Consider the following 15,826-nt stretch of genomic DNA (forward strand, 5'->3'; position numbering starts at 1 on the left):
CTGCTGCCTGGGGATGAGGAGCCGGAGGTGGATCTGGGGCGCCTGCTTCAAACTGTTTATGAACGGGCGGCTTACGATCTCCGGGTTCGCTATGAGGAGGAGCCGGTCCCTCCTCTTGAACCCCCCTTCGCCGAATGGGCCGCCACTCTGCTTCGGGAGAAGGGATACCGGAGGCGATAGCCCCGGGGCTGCCGGCGACGCCGGCGATCCCCGATGGGTTCCCGAACATCTCGAATAGGGGGTGCGCGATGAGCCGGGAGATCACGATCAGTGTGATCAAAGCCGATATCGGGGGCATGGTGGGCCACTCCGGGATCCACACGGATCTGGTGGCCCTGGCCCGCCAGCATCTGGAGGAGGCCCAGCGCCGGGGCGTGATCATCGATTACTATGTGACTTGGTGCGGGGACGACCTGCAGCTCATCATGACCCATCGCCATGGGACCGACAGCCCCATCGTCCACGGCCTGGCCTGGGAAACGTTTGAGCGCTGCACTGTGAAAGCCAAGGAAATGAAGCTTTACGGAGCCGGCCAGGATCTCATCGCCGACGCCTTCTCAGGGAACGTGCGGGGGATGGGGCCGGGGGTGGCGGAGATGTCCTTCGTTGAGCGCCCCTCGGAGCCCATCATCGTCTTCATGGCCGACAAAACCTCCGCCGGCGCCTGGAATTTACCCCTGTTCCGCATGTTCGCAGATCCCTTCAACACGGCCGGTCTGGTGATCTCTCCTGCCCTCCACGAAGGGTTCCGCTTTGAGGTTCACGATGTCAAGGGTCACAAGCGGATTTTCTTCAATTGCCCCGAGGAGATGTATGATCTTCTGGTCTTCATTGGGGCTCCGGGCCGGTATATGATCAAGGCCGTTTACACCAAGAAGGGGGAGATGGCGGCGGTCTCTTCCACCGAACGCCTCTCTCTGATCGCCGGGCATTACGTGGGGAAGGACGACCCCGTGTGCATCGTGCGGGCGCAGGGGATCTTCCCGGCGGTGGGGGAGATCCTGGAGCCCTTCACGATGCCGCACATCGTGGAGGGCTGGATGCGGGGCTCCCACTACGGACCGCTGATGCCTGTGCCTTTGCAATATGCTAAGTGCACCCGCTTCGATGGTCCGCCACGGGTGGTGGCCCTGGGCTTTCAGCTGGCCGATGGCCGGCTGATCGGGCCGCGGGATATGTTCGACGATCCCGCCTTCGATGAGGCGCGGCGGCTATGCAATGTGATCGCGGATCACTTCCGACGTCACGGGCCTTTTGAGCCCCACCGCCTGCCGATGGAGGAGATGGAATACACCACGCTGCCCGAGGTGGCCGAGCGCCTGGTAGGCCGCTGGGAGCCCCTGCCCGAGCCCCATCCCGCCATCGCGGGCGGGGATGGCAGCGCGGCCGAGGCGGATTAGCGGATGAGTTGAAGGCGGATGGGGGCGGGCGGTTTCCCTGCCCGCCCCCATCGGTTCATGCGCTCCCTATTCGGTGTAATATGCCAGCCCCAGCACGCCCGGCCCAGCATAGAGGCCCATCACCGGCGAGAAAACGGTGAGATAACACTCCCGGCAATCGAACCGCTCGAGGAGTTGCTGCCGCAGGGCCTCGGCCTCCTCCAGCGCGGCCGCGTGGAAGACCGAGGCATGGACCGGACGATCCCCCACATCCTGGGCCATCCGCTCCAGCATGGCTTCGATCGCTCGGCGTCGCGTGCGAACTTTCGCCAGCACCTCGATGCGGCCGTTTTGCAGGGTCAGGATCGGCTTGATCTGCAGCACGTCCACCGCCAGGGAGGCCAGGGCAGGCGCTCGCCCGCTCCGGATGAGATAGGTCACCGTCTCCAGGACGGCGAAGAACCGAAGGCGGGGGCGGAGAGCCTCAACCCGGGCGACGATCTCCTCCAGCGATGCCCCGGCTCCGGCGGCCCGCGCCGCTTCCAGGACGAGGAACCCCTGAGCCATGGTGGCGGCCTGACTGTCAATGACTCGAATGGGCACCTCGGGGACCATCTGAGCGGCCAGGAGGGCCGCGTTGTAGGTTCCCGTCATCGCCGCTGAAACATGAATGGAGACAATTCCTTCGGCCTCCTTCGCCAGCTCCCGGTAGGTCTCCAGGAAATCCCCGACGGAGGGCTGGGAAGAGGTCGCGATGAGCCCTGTGCGCTGCCACTCGTAGATCTGCTCGGCGGTCACATCGATGCCATCCCGGAACACCCGCTCCCCCAGGAGGATGCGAACAGGGACCACGCGGATGCGATAGGCTTCCACCAGCTCGGGGGGCAGGCACGCCACGCTATCGGTAACCACTGCGATCTTCGCCATGGCGCTTCTCCCTGCAGGCGAACGCGTGGGGAGCTTGACCGGATCTTTCCACGCGACCCTTGTGCTCGCGCTCGCGGCCGGCTGGCGAGCAGGCCCTTCTTTCCCCCGGGAGGAGTCCTCTGGGTTCCTCAGGAATCCCTGAGAAAGGGCCCTTCCTCCCCTTCTTACGGGACCCGCCCACCGACGGAGCGCTCACCCGGCGGACATTCGGTGCTGGTCGCCTGGATGCCGGAACATCCAGGCCTCCCAGGAAGCCGTATCCCGGTCCAGCCAGAGGCGTCGCCAGAGCACCTGCCGGCGTTTCACCGGATCTGGGGGGAGCGGTTCCCGGTTGGCCTCCAGGCGTTTGATCACCGTGATCCCCAGCATGGCCAGCCCCCCGAATGCCACCTCGGAGGGTCCGTCGGCCAGCCATACCAGCGCGGGCAATCCGGCGATGGCCAGCAAGGCCATGATCGCGGTGGCACCCAACAGACGCCCGATGGCCAGCGCGCCAAGGAGCCAGAGGGCCCCGGCCGGGAAGGTCACGGCCAGCATCCCCAGGAACGGGCCGATGCCGCGTCCTCCATGGAAGCCCAGCCAGACCGGCCAGTTATGACCGATGACGGCGGCCAGCCCCGCTGCCACCGCCACCCCGCGCGGATGGCCCAGGGACAGCGCTCCGAGGGTGGGGAGGGCGGCTTTGAGGACATCGAAGAGGCCGACCGGGAAGAGGGCCCAGCGGGCCACGTGGTAATACACTGCGGTCCCGCTAACGGTGCGGCTGCCCCAATGCCGCAGATCCACTCCGCGCAGGAGACGACCTGCGAGGTAAGCTGTGGGGATCGAACCGAGGAGATAACCCAACAAAATAAATCCGAGATCCGGCATAATAACCCCCCTGCCTTCTGGAAATTGAGGGCCAGTACCCCTCTAAGCATAACGCGGAAGCGCAGGGGAATACAACCGGTGTGGCGCTCCGCCAGGGAAGATCTCTGTGAGCCCTGGTTCATCCGGAAAACAGAAGGTTCTTCTATGGCTGGGGCAGCGGAATCGTAGGCAAGAGGGGAAGCAACGGCGTGGGAACTGGCGTGGGCGTGGGCAGGACAGGCTCCGGCGTCGGGCTGGGGGTCACCGTTGGGATCGGTGTGGAGGTGGGCACGATCCCATTGTCCACATACGTTCGGACTTCCCCCACAAACGCCTGTCCGGAATGATTGAAGGCCGTCACTCGCAGGGCATACCATCCGGTGGGGAGATGAGAGGCATCCCAAATTGTGATCTGGCCATCCCGCACTGGCGCCAGGTGCGGTCCGCTTAACCATTGCCAGGACACGCCCTCCGGCCCCACGATTCCCCATTCCACGTTGTAATATGCGAAATCGGGGATCCACACGGTCCCCTGCACTGGGACTATCCCGCGCACCACGGTGCTTTCGTTCGGCCACCGGATGATCACCTCGGGGATCGCGACCGTGCAGACCTCGGTAGGGGGCTGGGGGATCTGACGCTGTTCCGCCCACCAGCGTCCCTCCTCCGGGATCACATAGAAGACCCGTTCGATTGGCGGGCCGGGGCAGCCTTCGGTGTAGAGCAGCCCGGTGGCCCCATCGATCACCACTTTCTTCCACAGGTCGTGCTCGGGCCCGGGCGGAGGCTGGTCAGCGGCGAAGAGCTCGATCCGCCGTCGATCCGGCGGGCAATAAGGGGAGGGCTGGGTGCCGGAATCCAGGCAGATTTCCCGCTCGATGATCCCCGGGGGCCGCTGGAATTCTCGGGGGGGCAGGTTCAGGATGCGGTGGGCTTCCTCCATCACATCATGCCAAACCGGGGCCGCGCCGGTGATGCCGGTGACCCCTTTCATCTCGGAATTGTCCGTGTTCCCCACCCAGACCCCGACCACCAGGTCCGGCGTGTAGCCCAATGTCCAGTTGTCCCGGAAGTCGTTGGTCGTCCCGGTCTTGGCGGCCGCGGGCCGGGAGAGTTTCAGTGGGCTATTGGGCCCGAAGGCCGCCCGGCGGGCCTCGTTGTCGGAGAGGATGTGGGTGATCAGGTACGCATGCTCCGGCCGCATCACCGGCTGGCCCGGCGGCGGCGTGTAGGCGTAGAGCACGTGGCCGAAGGCGTCGGTGATCTTCCGGACCGGGACCGGCGGGATGCGGCGGCCTCCGTTGGCGAAGGCCGCGTAAAGGCCGGCCATCTCCAGAAGCGGCACCTCCCCGCCCCCCAGGGTGAGGGAGAGGCCGTAATCCGGCCGGGTCAGGGTCGTGATGCCCAGGTCGCGAGCGCGCTGGAGGAAGGCCGGAAGCCCGACGAAGGCCAGCGCTTTCACCGCCGGGATGTTGTAGGAATTCCCCAGGGCATAGCGAACCGTCACCGGGCCGTGGAAGCGGCGATCGTAGTTGACCGGCTCATAGAACCGGCCCGGCCCGTCGGGGAAGCGCGTGGGCACATCCCAGATCAACGTGGCGGGGGTCCAGCCCTTTTCAAAGGCCACCAGATAGGTCAGCGGCTTAATCGAGGAGCCGGGCTGGCGGGGGATGAGGGCCATATTGATCTGGCCACCATGCTCGGCGTCGTTGTAATCTGGGCTCCCCACCATGGCCAGGATCTCGCCGGTGTGGGGATTCAGGATCACGATCGCGCCGTTATGGACGTTTTTGTCCTTTAGCTTTTCCAGGTGTGCCCGTAGGGCCTGAGTGGCCATCCGCTGGAGGCGGAGGTCCAAGGTGGTTTCCACCCGCAGGCCGCCCCGATGAAGGGCCTGGGCGTTGAGGCCGAAGGTCTGCTCCAGCCATTGCTGCACATAGAGGGCGAAGTGGGGAGCCTCGGGCGCCGGCGACGCGAGGGGAGGTTTCGCGAACTCCCGGACTGCCATCTCCCGCGCGGCCGCCTCTGCCTGCTCAGGCGTGATGAGCCCCGCTTCGACCATCAGGCGCAGGACATCCCGCTGGCGCCGCAGGGCCCGCTCCCGGCCCTCCGGCGTGAAGGGATCGTAGAGCGCCGGGGCCTGGGGGAGACCAGCCAGGAAAGAAGCCTCCGCCAGATTGAGGTCCTTCGCCGATTTCCCGAAATAGGTGCGGGCGGCGGCCTCTACACCGTAAGCCAGGTTTCCGTAATAAATCGTATTAAGATAAATCTCCAGGATCTGCTCCCGGGGGTAACGCCGGGTGATCTCCGCGGCCAGCACGGCCTCTTTGATTTTGCGCCGCAGGGTGCGCTCGGGGGAGATCAGCAGGTTCCGCACCAGCTGCTGCGGGATGGTGCTGGCGCCGCTCACTACCTCCCCTTCCCGGACAGCCTGGTAGATCGCGCGGGCGATGGCGATCGGATCGAATCCGGGATGCTGCCAGAACCGGGGATCCTCCGTTGCCACGGTAGCCTGGATCAGCCACGGCGAGATGTCTGAGAGACGGACCAGCTGCCGGCGGCCGCTCTGAGGATCGGCGATCTCCCCGAGCAGTTCTCCGTTCCGATCCACCAGCACCAAGGAAGTGGAGAGATTCAGCGCCCGCTCCTGAAGGGTTTCCGGAGGGGGTAATTGCATGGCGACGTAGACGTAGCCGGCCAGGCCTGCCACGCCCCCTGCCATCCCCAGGAGCCACAGCATCAGCAGGGCAGAAAGGATCATCCGGCTCCAGGGGCGACGCCGCGCCGGGGCCGAAGGCTGCGGAGGTCGCAGGGGAAGCCGAGGCGGCCCCCCCGCTGGTGGCTGCGGAGGGATCCGATGGGGGCGATCCCACCCAGACCCCCGCCCGCCGGTGGTTTCGTAGGCATCTCCGCTCGGATGCAGCCAGCGCTCACCCATCGTGTTCGATTTCCACCGGGAAGGATAGGATGGCCAAGGCGCTGCAGGGGCGGCGCGTCGTGGCCCCCGCCGTGCTTCCTCACTCATGTAAAACCTGTCTGGCGAGCGCCCAGATCGCATCGAACATCTCCGGTGTGAGCCGCCCGGTTTGAGTGTTCTGGCGGCTGGGATGGTAGGACGTGATCAGAACAGGCCATCCGGCGCCCAGCGGATAGAGCCCCCCGTGGCGGAAGGCCGGGCGGGGCCCATCGTACCCCAGGGCGCGAAGGGCGGCCAGAAGGCCCTCGGTGGCGATCTGTCCCAAAGCGACCACGACCTGGATTCGGGGAAGGGCCTGGAGCTCGCGGATCAGGTAGGGCCGGCAGTTGGCCAACTCCTCGCGGGAGGGGCGATTGCCCGGGGGTGCGCAACGTACTACCGCTGTGAGATAGACATCCTGCAAAACCAGCCCGTCCTCCCGATGGATGGAGGTGGGCTGATTGGCGAAGCCTGCCCGATAAAGGGCCGCCATCAAGAAATCCCCCGAGCTGTCCCCGGTGAACATCCGCCCGGTCCGATTCGCCCCATGGGCGGCAGGCGCCAGCCCGACCACCAGCAGGCGGGCCTGGGGATCCCCGAACCCGGGGACTGGACGGCCCCAGTAGTCCCAATCCGGGAACGGCCGCCGCCTCATCCGGGCGACGGCTTCCCGATAGGCCACCAGGCGGGGACACCGGCGGCACTGAATCACATCCCGGGCGATCTGATCCAGCGATTCCGGCAGGAAGCACACCCTTTATCCCCTCCGAAGGGGTTTTGGAGCGGGGCCAGCTGCCGGAAGCGGCCGGCCCTCTCCTCTCCAGGCCCAGAGAGCTATGAAGGGAAGGGATTTCAATTAAACTGGTAAGCAACCCGGCCAATCCCGTCGCGGATCTTCCGGATGATCGCTCTGGTACGGGACTGGCTTCCAGACCGGCTCTCCTCTTTCGGGGATCGCCGGTGCCTGCGCATGGATTCTAATCCAGAATCGCAATAAAGGAGGTTATGATGGGGACCTTTGTCTCTCTCCTGTTGCTTCTGGTCTGTGGCGGCCTGATCCTGCTGGCCCTTCTCGGCTCCATGATCCGGATCGTTCCAGAATACCAGCGGCTGGTGGTGCTCCGCCTGGGGAAGGTGATCGGGGCGAAGGGGCCAGGGCTGGTGTTGCTGATCCCCATCGTCGATCGGGCGATCACCGTGGATCTGCGGGAGCAGTTCCGGGAGATCCCTCAGCAGACTTCCATCACGAAGGACAATGCCCCCATCGGCATTGACTTCCTGATCTACTGGCGGGTAGTGGATCCGGTCCAGAGCGTGGTGCAGGTGCGGGATTTTGTCTCTGCCGCTGTAGGGATCGCCACCACCACCCTGCGGGCGGTCATCGGCGACATCCTGCTGGATGATGTGCTGGCGAAGCGGGAATACATCAACCAGGCCCTGCGGGTGAAGCTGGACGAGGTGACCGAGCGCTGGGGGGTGAAAGTCACCGCGGTGGAGATCCGGGAGATCCAGCCGCCACGGGATGTGCTGGAGGCGATGACCCGGCAGATGTCGGCAGAGCGCAACCGCCGCGCCCTGGTGACCGAGGCCGACGGGAAGCGGGAGGCGGCGGTGAAGGTCGCGGAGGGCGAAAAGCAGGCCGCCATCCTGAAGGCGGAGGGGGAGAAGGAAGCGGCTATCCTGCGGGCGGAGGGCGAGCGCCAGGCCCAGATCCTGCGCGCCGAGGGCTTCGCGATGGCGCTGGAGCGCATCTTCAGCGTCGCCCGCACCCTCGATGCCAACACCATGACCCTGCAATACCTGGAAGCCCTCAAAGCGCTGGGGGCCAGCCCGGCCACCAAGTTCGTCTTCCCCATGGAATTCACCCGACTGATCACGCCGCTCTCGAACCTGGTTGGGAATGCAGGCTCCCCGCGTTCCCCGGAGAACAGCGAGCCCTCCCGTTGAGAGCGTTCGACGGGAGCATGGACAGCCGAAGGGTTTTTCTATGCTCCACTCGCCCAGGAAGAAGGTTCCCTGGGGCCGGGCCCACCGGTCCTAAAGTCCCAACGGAGGGAGGGGATCTACTCATGGCGGCGCGCATCCTGGACGGGCGGGCCATGGCGGCTCGATGGCGGGAATGGGTGAAGGCTCAGGTGGAAGCGTTCCGAGCGCGCACGGGTCAGGTCCCGGGCCTGGCGACGGTCCTCATCGGCGATCATCCGGCCTCCCTCACCTATGTGCAGGCGAAACAAAGCGCCTGCGCCGCAGTGGGCATCCGCACCTTCCGTTACGATCTGCCGGCGGATGTGGAGCGGGAGACCGTTTTGGAACTGCTGGGAACGCTGGCTCGCAACCCGGAAGTCCACGGGATCCTGATACAGCTGCCGTTGCCGTCCCACCTGGACGAAGAGGAGATCCTGAGCGCGATCCCACTGGAGAAGGATGTGGACGGTTTTCATCCGCTGAACATCGGCCGTCTGGGGCTGAAGGGGCGGGATCCTTACTTTATCCCCTGCACGCCGCTGGGGATCCTGGCCATGCTTCAGGAAGCTCGGATCCCGATTGCCGGCCGCCGGGCGGTGATCCTGGGGCGCAGCCGGATTGTGGGGCTGCCTATGGCCCTCTTGCTCCTCCGCCTGGACGCCACGGTGACGATCTGTCACTCCCGGACGCCGGATCTGGGCGCGCTGACGCGCCAGGCCGACCTTCTCATCGCCGCGGCCGGGCGCCCGGGTCTTATCCGGGGAGAAATGGTGCGGCCCGGCGCGGTGGTGATCGATGTGGGAATCAACCGGGTCGAGGATCCCCAGGTCCCGCGGGGTTACCGGCTGGTCGGCGATGTGGTCTTTGAGGAGGTGTCCGCCGTCGCCGCTGCCCTCACTCCCGTCCCGGGAGGGGTGGGGCCGATGACCGTGGCGATGCTGCTGGTGAACACCCTGAAGGCGGCCCAGCGTCAGGTGGAAGGATCCGCATCGCCATGGCTGGAGCCGATAGAGGGCTGAACAACCCTGGGGCCACTTCGGCGGATCACGGTTTCTTCCGCGATCCGGCCTTCGCTGTTGCCGCTTTCCTGGTTTTCACCCTCTTCTCCTCGGCGTAAAGGTCTAGCAGGCGCTCGATCGAAAGGCGAATCCGACGCTGGATCCGCTCTCGCTCATGCTCGGGAACGGGGAAGTAATTCATAAATTCATTCACAAGCGGACCCAGCTCGACCTTCCGACGGCTTCCCGCCAGGGCCTTCACTCGTTTCAGCAGGGTCCTGAGATAATTGAGGAGGGGCGAGACTCCTTTCGGTTCCACCAACGGGCCTCGCCCGGGAACGATGTGACGAGCCACCCGTCCGGCATGTAGCTGCCGGATCTGTTCCATCCAGCGTTCCAGATCCGCTTCGCTCAGATTGGGATGCGCGTTCAGCGTCACGGTATCACCGACGAACACCACATCATGCTCTGGGATTCGAACCCAGATCTGACCCGGCGAGGCTCCATCCACATGTTCCAGGATCAGCGTCGGTGAGCCGAAGTGCAGGATCAGGCGATCTGCGAAAGTCAAGTTCGGCAGCACGAGGGGGGTTCGATTCAAAAGCCCTGCCGCTTCGCTCTGACCCAGGTTGATCAACGTGTCAATGACCTGCTGGCGCCCCACCTCCCCGTGGCTTTTGATCCGATCGAAGGCCTGATGATGCGCGATGACCAAGCCCGGGCGCCCCTCCAGGAGAACAGCGGTCCCAAGAACCCGATCCCGGTTTGCGTCGGTATAGATCACGGCGAGGATCGGAAGAGGAGCAATGGTCTTTAGGGTCTGCCGCCACCAGGCGGCATGCAACGGATCGGCCGGCGTATCGATGCAAATCCATCCTTGCTCTGTCCGCACAGCCCCTACGGTGGAGCAATACAGTCGATCTTCAACAAATATACGGGATTCCAGCGAAAGGGGGGGCTTCTCCTCCAGCGCCATAGTCGATCGTCCACCCGTTTCAGAGTGCTTCCAGCTCCAGTTGTTGCCTGTCCCTCGCCGCTTCACGGCGTGAGCGCACAGACCGAAGTCCCGCTGTTCCCGGAGGCGCTTGGGTCCGGCCGACCCCAGGGCGTATGGAGGCCATAGCGCCCAGAGGGCATGGCGCGCGATGGGCTTTGCTCCCGCCCTCTCCTTAGCTGGGGTTCAATGTTAGCGCAAATGCCCCGAAGGCTCAAGGCCGGTCACGAGGGCCCGATCTTCCCCGGGCTCTCAGGACATCGGCCAGGCTTGCATCCGGCAGCGGCTGTCCCCCGGGATGCCCGGATTCGATCCCTTCCCTGCGCCGGATCATTGCCCATTTCGGGGGCCTCGGCTATAATCCCGGCCAGACCGGCAGAACTCCGGAGTGGGACCGCTGATGCCGTTCGCCCTCTACCGCAAGTGGCGCCCCCGACGCTTCGAAGAGGTGGTCGGCCAGGAGCATGTGACCCGCACCCTGCGCAACGCCCTGCGCCTGGGCCGCATCGCTCACGCCTATCTCTTTGCCGGTCCACGAGGGACTGGCAAGACGACCACGGCGCGCCTCCTGGCGAAGGCGGTGAATTGCCTGGCCGAGTCTGTTGAGGAGCGTCCCTGCGATCACTGCCGGATCTGCCAGGCCGTTAACGAGGGCCGTCTCATCGACCTCATTGAGATCGACGCTGCCTCCAATCGGGGCATTGATGAGATCCGGGATCTCCGGGAGCGGGTTCGGTTCTCCCCCAACGAGGCCCGCTACAAAGTTTACGTCATCGACGAGGCCCACATGCTCACCACCGAGGCGTTCAACGCCCTCCTCAAGACCCTGGAGGAGCCCCCGCCGCATGTGATCTTTGTCCTGGCGACGACGGAACCCCACCGGATCCCGGCCACGATCCTCTCGCGCTGCCAGCGGTTCGATTTCCGCCGGCTGAGCACCGCGGAGATCGCCGGGCGCCTGGAGGCGATTGTAGCCGCCGAGGGGCTGAGGGCGGAGGTGGAAGCCCTGACCTGGATCGCCCGTCAGGCCGCCGGCAGCCTTCGGGACGCGGTCACCTTGCTGGACCAGCTGGCGGCTGACGAGGAGCCGATTACTGTGGAACGGGTCCAGCGCGCCCTGGGAGCCGGACGCTGGGATTTGGTTGGGCAGATTGTGGAGGCCTTGGGGGAGAACGAGACAGCCCGGGGCTTGACACTGATCGCCCAGGCGGTGGAGGAAGGCGCCCACCCGCAGCAGCTGGCCCGTCAACTGGTGGAACACCTACGAACGGTGATGTGGATCCAGTGGGGAAATACCGGGGCTCTGGATCTCCCCGCCGAGCAGGTGGCGGCGGCGCAGCGGCATGCCCGTGCGTTACCCCCGGAGGCCCTCCCCCGTCTCATCCGTTTGTTCACCGGGGCGGCCTCGGACATGCGCACAGCGTGGCAGCCCCAGCTGGCCTTGGAGCTGGCCTTCATCGAAGCGACGTTGGCATGTCAGCAAGCTCGGGCTGCCCGGGTGGCTCCCTCCCTTCCGGCCGCCGGGACGTCATCTCCGCCGCCCTCTTCCCCCGCTCCGGCAACCGGAGCGGGAGTTGGGACTCTGACCTTGGAGGCCCTCCGGGAGCGCTGGGCCAGCATCCTGAAGGCAGTTCGAGCCCAAAGCCTGCCTACTGAAGCGCTGCTGAAATCGTGTGCCCTGCACGGCGTGGAGGGGAACACTGTGATTCTGGCCTGGCCCTCCGAACTGTTGCGGGACAAATTCCAGGACCCCCGGACCAGGGCCCAGGCTCTGGTGGAAGATATCCTAAGCCACACATTTGGGTTCCCTGTAGTCATTCAAAACATTGTGGCGCGGAAAACCCGTCGGAGTCGCCCCGCCCTGGAGGATCCGCTGATCCGTCGGGCGGTGGAAGACCTCGGGGCACAGGTTGAGGAGGAGTGAAGGGCGAAACCGGCTTCTAATCCATCCCCGACTTCAGGAGCTCCTCCATGGCAAAAGGACATTTGCCCAGCAATCCGATGCAACTCCTCCAGCAGATCCAGCGACTTCAGGAGGAGATGGTAAAGACCAAGGAGGCGCTCGCTCAGGAGACGCTGACTGTGACTGCCGGCGGCGGGGCGATCACCGTGGTCATCACGGGGGATCAGCGCGTCCGTTCCATCACGATCGATCCGGCGCTCCTCGCCTCCGGAGACATCGAGATGTTTCAGGATCTGCTGGTGGCCGCCATCAATCAGGCGATCGAGCAGTCCCAGACCTATGCGGCGGAGCGGCTGAATGCCCTCGCAGGCCAGATGGGCCTGAGCGGGTTGCTGTAGAGCGAGTGCAATCCGCTGTGGCCCGGGGTCAGAGGGGTGAGTGTAGCAGGCGGTTTCCTCCGCCGCCTCTCACACCGATGGCCAACGGGAGCCCGGAGCACGGGTATGCGTCTGGAGACCCTGGCGATCCATGCGGGCGCTCGCCCCGATCCAACCACCGGGGCGATCGCGCCGCCGCTTTATCTTTCCACCACCTTCGAGCGGGCGGCCGATGGAAGCTATCCCCGCGGCTATATCTACACCCGTCATGGGAATCCCAACCGCGAGGCTCTGGAGGAGGCCATGGCCGCCCTGGAAGGAGGCGCGGTGGCGGTGGCTTTCGCCTCCGGCTCCGCAGCGGCCTTTGCGGTTCTGCAAACCCTCTCTCCCGGGGATCATGGGATCGCCCCTCGGGATCTCTATCACGGCCTCGCCCGCCTGTTCCGCGAGATCGCCAACGGTTGGGGGATTTCCATCTCGTTTGTGGATCTGACAGATCCCTCGGCTGTAGAAGCCGCCATCCGGTCGAATACCCGTCTGATCTGGGTGGAAACGCCATCCAATCCCATGCTGCGCATCACCGATATCGCCCGGGTGGCCGCCATGGCCCATGCGGTCGGCGCCCTCTGCATCTGCGATAACACCCTGGCTACCCCAGTCCTTCAGCGCCCTCTGGCCCTCGGAGCGGATGGCGTGGTGCACTCGGCCACCAAATACCTGGGGGGACACGGCGATGCGATGGGCGGGGTTGTGGTACTGAAAGAAGACAGCGATTTCGCGCGACGCCTGCGGGAGATCCAGATCACCGGCGGTGCGGTTCTGTCGCCCTTCGAGAGCTGGCTGATCCTGCGGGGCCTGCGCACATTGCCTTATCGAATGCGAGCGCACTGCGAGAACGCGATGCGGGTCGCCGCTTTCCTCACGCAGCACCCCGCGGTGGAGGCCGTGCATTATCCGGGCCTGCCCGGGCATCCCGGCCATGCCGTAGCCGCCCGGCAGATGGCCTTGTTTGGCGGCATGGTTTCCTTTCAGGTCCGGGGAGGACGGGACGCCGCGTTCCAGGTGGCAACCCGGGTGCGGCTGTTCACCCGGGCCACCAGCTTCGGCGGCCCGGAGAGCCTCATCGAGCATCGGGCCTCCATCGAAGGCCCCGAGACCACTACTCCGGATAATCTCCTTCGACTGTCCATCGGCTTGGAGCATCCGGACGATCTCATCGAAGATCTGGATCAGGCCCTGGGAACGCTCCGATAAGGGGCGGCGCTCGGTGCAGGGGGCAAAAGCCCCCGGCCGGGGGGCTGCGGGGGGTGTCCCTGCCTTCTTCCTCACACCTCCTGTCTGTGTCGAAGGATAAAGCCTGGGGTCCATGGCTGTGCTATGATGAAAATGAGGTGGTGGGTGGAGAGACGCCGATTTTCTCATTCGATCGGATGAGTGAGTCCATATGCGCCCGTTACCGACGATTACCCCGCCTCCCGTTGCCCGCTTAATTGAGGCCCTGGTTAAACTGCCCGGGATCGGGCCGAAGACAGCCTCCCGTCTGGCCTTTTATTTGCTGCGAGCGCCAGACGAGGAGGTGATGGCCCTGGCGGAGGCGCTGCGGGAGCTGAAGCAGCAGACTCGCCTGTGTGAGGTCTGTTTCAACATCACCGATGAAAGTCCATGCGCGATCTGCCGGGATGAACGCCGCGATCACGGGGTGATCTGCGTGGTGGAGGAGCCCCTGGATGTGCTGGCCATCGAGCGTACCGGGGAATACAGGGGGGTCTACCACGTCCTCCATGGGGTGATCTCCCCTATGGATGGCATCGGGCCGGAGCACCTCCGGATCCGGGAGCTGGTGGAACGGGTGCAGCGCGACGCCCCGCGGGAGGTGATCCTGGCCACCAACCCCAGCCTGGAAGGCGAGAACACTGCGGTTTACATCCATCGATTGCTGGCCCCGTTGGGGATGCGCATCACCCGCTTGGCCCGGGGCCTGCCGGTGGGGGGCGACCTGGAATACGCCGACGAGATCACCCTGGTCCGCGCCCTTCAGGGCCGTCAGGAGATGGGATAACGATCACCCCTCGGGCCGCAGAGAGGCTGGGGAACCGCCTGCCTTCCTGAGAGGATACGCCGGAGGGATCCGAATGACGGCGCCGATTATGCGGATCGAGCGGATCGCCGAATATGTGGGGCAAGAGGTCACCGTCCGGGGCTGGCTCTATCACAAGACCGACAAGGGCCGCCTTTACTTCCTGCTGGTGCGGGATGGAACCGGCATTGCCCAGTGCGTGGTGTCCATGCGGGATGTTCCCCCGGAAACCTTTGAGGCCGCCCGCCGCGTGACCCAGGAATCCTCCCTCATCGTCACCGGCATCGTCCGCCAGGACGCCCGGGCGCCGGGGATCCCCGGAGGCTATGAGATCGCCGTCCGGGAGATCCGGATCATCCACCTGGCGCAGGATTATCCCATCGGCCCCAAGGAACATGGGGTGGAGTTCCTGCTGGACCACCGGCATTTATGGCTCCGCTCCTCCCGCCAGTGGGCGATCCAGCGTATCCGCGCGACCGTGATCCGGGCCATCCGGGACTGGCTGGATGGGCACGGGTTTCTGAACGTGGACACGCCGCTGCTCACGGCGACGGCGGCGGAAGGAACCACCACCCTTTTCCCGGTGGATTACTTCGGGGAGCGGCTGTATTTGGCCCAGACCGGGCAGCTCTATAATGAGGCCAACATCTTCGCCTTCGGCCGTGTCTACTGCTTTGGGCCAGCCTTCCGGGCGGAGCGCTCCAAGACCCGGCGGCATCTGCTGGAGTTCTGGATGGTGGAGCCGGAGATGGCCTTCTGCACCTTTGAGGAGATGCTGGAGATTGCTGAGCAGCTGGTCTCGTATGTGGTCGCCCGTGTGCTGGAAGAGCGCCGCAACGAGCTCCGGGTGCTGGAGCGCGACAGCGCGCCTCTGGAGAAAGTGACGCCGCCCTTCCCGCGCATCCCATATGATGAGGCGGTCCGTCTGCTGAATGAATGGGCGGAGGAGGAAGCGGATCCAGAGCGGAAAGCCGCCCTGCGGATCGAATGGGGGGAGGATTTCGGGGCTCCTCATGAGACCGCCCTCTCCCTTCATTTCGAGAAGCCGGTCTTCGTCACCCACTACCCTGCCGCCATTAAAGCCTTTTACATGCAACCGGATCCCCAGCGGCCGGAAGTGGTGCGCTGCGCGGATCTGCTGGCCCCGGAAGGCTATGGGGAGATCATCGGGGGCAGCGAACGGATCGCCGATTACGATCTCCTGCTCCAGCGGATCCGGGAACACAACCTCCCGCTGGAGGAATACCAGTGGTATCTGGATCTCCGGCGTTACGGGTCCGTGCCCCATAGCGGCTTCGGGCTGGGAATCGAACGGACAGTCGCCTGGATCTGCCATCTCGATCACATCCGCGAAGCAATCGCTTTCCCGCGGATGCTTTACCGGTATCGACCGTAAGCCAT

Annotated in this window: 14 protein-coding genes; 9 read left to right on the plus strand and 5 right to left on the minus strand. The window is 65.1% G+C overall.

The window, feature by feature from the left end; genetic code table 11:
- The coding region (locus tag ACFMO3_RS04360; RefSeq protein ID WP_376789216.1) for a DUF4058 family protein at window positions 1-180 on the plus strand (180 nt) is incomplete at its 5' end.
- A gap of 68 nt (window positions 181-248) precedes the next feature.
- On the plus strand, window positions 249-1,400 hold the full coding sequence (gene fbp, locus ACFMO3_RS04365) for a fructose-1,6-bisphosphate aldolase/phosphatase (RefSeq protein ID WP_376789217.1): 1,152 nt from the start codon (window positions 249-251) through the stop codon (window positions 1,398-1,400).
- Between the two features lie 66 nt (window positions 1,401-1,466).
- On the opposite strand, the gene ACFMO3_RS04370 is transcribed toward fbp, so the two are convergent.
- The 4 genes from ACFMO3_RS04370 to ACFMO3_RS04385 form a co-directional block, all read right to left on the minus strand.
- Complete coding sequence (locus ACFMO3_RS04370) at window positions 1,467-2,306, minus strand: DegV family protein (RefSeq protein ID WP_376789218.1); 840 nt, start codon at window positions 2,304-2,306, stop codon at window positions 1,467-1,469.
- A 192-nt stretch (window positions 2,307-2,498) separates the two neighbouring features.
- On the minus strand, window positions 2,499-3,176 hold the full coding sequence (locus ACFMO3_RS04375) for a glycerol-3-phosphate acyltransferase (protein ID WP_376789219.1): 678 nt from the start codon (window positions 3,174-3,176) through the stop codon (window positions 2,499-2,501).
- A gap of 142 nt (window positions 3,177-3,318) precedes the next feature.
- The gene (locus ACFMO3_RS04380; protein WP_376789220.1) at window positions 3,319-5,916 is read right to left on the minus strand and encodes a transglycosylase domain-containing protein; all 2,598 of its coding nucleotides are present in this window, start codon (window positions 5,914-5,916) and stop codon (window positions 3,319-3,321) included.
- Window positions 5,917-6,172: 256 nt separating this feature from the next.
- Window positions 6,173-6,856: a uracil-DNA glycosylase gene (locus ACFMO3_RS04385; protein ID WP_376789261.1), complete on the minus strand. Its 684-nt coding sequence runs from the start codon at window positions 6,854-6,856 to the stop codon at window positions 6,173-6,175.
- A 263-nt stretch (window positions 6,857-7,119) separates the two neighbouring features.
- Between ACFMO3_RS04385 and ACFMO3_RS04390 the strand changes: the two genes are divergently transcribed.
- Complete coding sequence (locus ACFMO3_RS04390; RefSeq protein WP_376789221.1) at window positions 7,120-8,058, plus strand: SPFH domain-containing protein; 939 nt, start codon at window positions 7,120-7,122, stop codon at window positions 8,056-8,058.
- A 122-nt stretch (window positions 8,059-8,180) separates the two neighbouring features.
- On the plus strand, window positions 8,181-9,095 hold the full coding sequence (gene folD, locus ACFMO3_RS04395) for a bifunctional methylenetetrahydrofolate dehydrogenase/methenyltetrahydrofolate cyclohydrolase FolD (RefSeq protein ID WP_376789222.1): 915 nt from the start codon (window positions 8,181-8,183) through the stop codon (window positions 9,093-9,095).
- A gap of 25 nt (window positions 9,096-9,120) precedes the next feature.
- Here the strand turns inward: folD and ACFMO3_RS04400 are convergent, their stop codons facing one another.
- Complete coding sequence (locus tag ACFMO3_RS04400) at window positions 9,121-10,050, minus strand: MBL fold metallo-hydrolase (protein WP_376789223.1); 930 nt, start codon at window positions 10,048-10,050, stop codon at window positions 9,121-9,123.
- Window positions 10,051-10,468: 418 nt separating this feature from the next.
- On the opposite strand from ACFMO3_RS04400, the gene dnaX reads away from it, so the two are divergent.
- The 5 genes from dnaX to asnS all read left to right on the plus strand — a co-directional run bounded on the left by dnaX (window position 10,469) and on the right by asnS (window position 15,821).
- Window positions 10,469-11,992, plus strand: a complete 1,524-nt coding sequence (gene dnaX, locus ACFMO3_RS04405) for a DNA polymerase III subunit gamma/tau (RefSeq protein WP_376789224.1) — start codon at window positions 10,469-10,471, stop codon at window positions 11,990-11,992.
- A 47-nt stretch (window positions 11,993-12,039) separates the two neighbouring features.
- Window positions 12,040-12,369, plus strand: coding sequence for a YbaB/EbfC family nucleoid-associated protein (locus ACFMO3_RS04410; protein ID WP_376789225.1), 330 nt, complete (start codon window positions 12,040-12,042; stop codon window positions 12,367-12,369).
- A 105-nt stretch (window positions 12,370-12,474) separates the two neighbouring features.
- Window positions 12,475-13,602 (plus strand): trans-sulfuration enzyme family protein, encoded by a 1,128-nt coding sequence (locus ACFMO3_RS04415; protein ID WP_376789226.1) that lies wholly within the window; start codon window positions 12,475-12,477, stop codon window positions 13,600-13,602.
- 190 nt (window positions 13,603-13,792) lie between these two features.
- On the plus strand, window positions 13,793-14,407 hold the full coding sequence (gene recR / locus ACFMO3_RS04420) for a recombination mediator RecR (RefSeq protein WP_376789227.1): 615 nt from the start codon (window positions 13,793-13,795) through the stop codon (window positions 14,405-14,407).
- Between the two features lie 73 nt (window positions 14,408-14,480).
- On the plus strand, window positions 14,481-15,821 hold the full coding sequence (gene asnS / locus ACFMO3_RS04425; RefSeq protein ID WP_376789228.1) for an asparagine--tRNA ligase: 1,341 nt from the start codon (window positions 14,481-14,483) through the stop codon (window positions 15,819-15,821).
- Window positions 15,822-15,826 lie beyond the last annotated feature (5 nt).

Source organism: Thermoflexus sp. (genome assembly GCF_042408815.1).
Classification (GTDB): Bacteria; Chloroflexota; Anaerolineae; order Thermoflexales; family Thermoflexaceae; genus Thermoflexus.

Coding starts and splice junctions, on each gene's coding strand:
- fbp (WP_376789217.1), top strand. CDS start 249: ATGAGCCGGGAGATCACGATCAGTGTGATCAAAGCCGATATCGGGGGC.
- ACFMO3_RS04370 (WP_376789218.1), bottom strand. CDS start 2,306: ATGGCGAAGATCGCAGTGGTTACCGATAGCGTGGCGTGCCTGCCCCCC.
- ACFMO3_RS04375 (WP_376789219.1), bottom strand. CDS start 3,176: ATGCCGGATCTCGGATTTATTTTGTTGGGTTATCTCCTCGGTTCGATC.
- ACFMO3_RS04380 (WP_376789220.1), bottom strand. CDS start 5,916: ATGATCCTTTCTGCCCTGCTGATGCTGTGGCTCCTGGGGATGGCAGGG.
- ACFMO3_RS04390 (WP_376789221.1), top strand. CDS start 7,120: ATGGGGACCTTTGTCTCTCTCCTGTTGCTTCTGGTCTGTGGCGGCCTG.
- folD (WP_376789222.1), top strand. CDS start 8,181: ATGGCGGCGCGCATCCTGGACGGGCGGGCCATGGCGGCTCGATGGCGG.
- ACFMO3_RS04400 (WP_376789223.1), bottom strand. CDS start 10,050: ATGGCGCTGGAGGAGAAGCCCCCCCTTTCGCTGGAATCCCGTATATTT.
- dnaX (WP_376789224.1), top strand. CDS start 10,469: ATGCCGTTCGCCCTCTACCGCAAGTGGCGCCCCCGACGCTTCGAAGAG.
- ACFMO3_RS04410 (WP_376789225.1), top strand. CDS start 12,040: ATGGCAAAAGGACATTTGCCCAGCAATCCGATGCAACTCCTCCAGCAG.
- ACFMO3_RS04415 (WP_376789226.1), top strand. CDS start 12,475: ATGCGTCTGGAGACCCTGGCGATCCATGCGGGCGCTCGCCCCGATCCA.
- recR (WP_376789227.1), top strand. CDS start 13,793: ATGCGCCCGTTACCGACGATTACCCCGCCTCCCGTTGCCCGCTTAATT.
- asnS (WP_376789228.1), top strand. CDS start 14,481: ATGACGGCGCCGATTATGCGGATCGAGCGGATCGCCGAATATGTGGGG.